General features: G+C 61.9%; 1 protein-coding gene. It reads left to right on the top strand.

What is annotated here, in order from left to right; all coding sequences use genetic code 11:
- Positions 1–37: 37 nt before the first annotated feature.
- Positions 38–936: ribonucleotide-diphosphate reductase subunit beta (locus HBO10_RS31000; RefSeq protein ID WP_078468302.1), on the top strand; the 899-nt coding region annotated here is incomplete at its 3' end.

Genomic DNA, 936 nt, shown 5'->3' with positions numbered 1-936 from the left:
CAAAGGCGCCAACGCCGGCCACGCCACCGAAGCCAACATGGACCGCCTCGACGGTGCCGGCGCCGCCGCCGCCGTGGAAGCCCGCGCCGTCACCGCCAACGACTCCGCCGCCATCGTGCGCGCCAAGGCCGCCCTGGACAAACTCGACGTCGCCGAAGGCCTCGCCGAGCTGGAAGGCGCCTCCGCCCGCGTCGCCGTTGACGAAAAGCGCATGATCAACTGCCGCGCCGACCTCAACCAACTCGTGCCATTCAAGTACGACTGGGCCTGGCAGAAGTACCTCGACGGCTGCGCCAACCACTGGATGCCGCAAGAGGTCAACATGACCGCCGACATCGCCCTGTGGAAAAACCCCGAAGGCCTGACCGACGACGAACGCCGTATCGTCATGCGCAACCTGGGCTTCTTCTCCACCGCCGACTCCCTGGTAGCCAACAACCTGGTGCTGGCCGTGTACCGCCTGATCACCAACCCGGAGTGCCGCCAGTACATCCTGCGCCAGGCCTTCGAAGAAGCGATCCACACACACGCCTACCAGTACTGCATCGAATCGCTGGCCATGGATGAAGGCGAGATCTTCAACATGTACCACGAGATTCCATCGGTCGCCAAAAAGGCCGCCTGGGGCCTCAAGTACACCCGCTCGATCTCCGATCCGAAGTTCGAAACCGGCACCGTCGACACCGACAAAGAGCTGCTGCGCAACCTGGTCGCCTACTACTGCGTGCTGGAAGGCATCTTCTTCTACTGCGGCTTCACCCAGATCCTGTCCATGGGCCGCCGCAACAAAATGACCGGCGTGGCCGAGCAGTTCCAGTACATCCTGCGCGATGAGTCGATGCACCTGAACTTCGGTATCGACGTGATCAACCAGATCAAAATCGAAAACCCGCACTTGTGGGATGCCGAGATGAAAGAAGAAGCGACCCAGATGAT

It is taken from the genome of Pseudomonas sp. WS 5503 (assembly GCF_012985385.1).
Classification (GTDB): Bacteria; Pseudomonadota; Gammaproteobacteria; order Pseudomonadales; family Pseudomonadaceae; genus Aquipseudomonas; species Aquipseudomonas paracarnis.
Note: the sequence above shows the minus strand (reverse complement) of the source record. Positions and strands in the feature narration are given on the sequence as shown.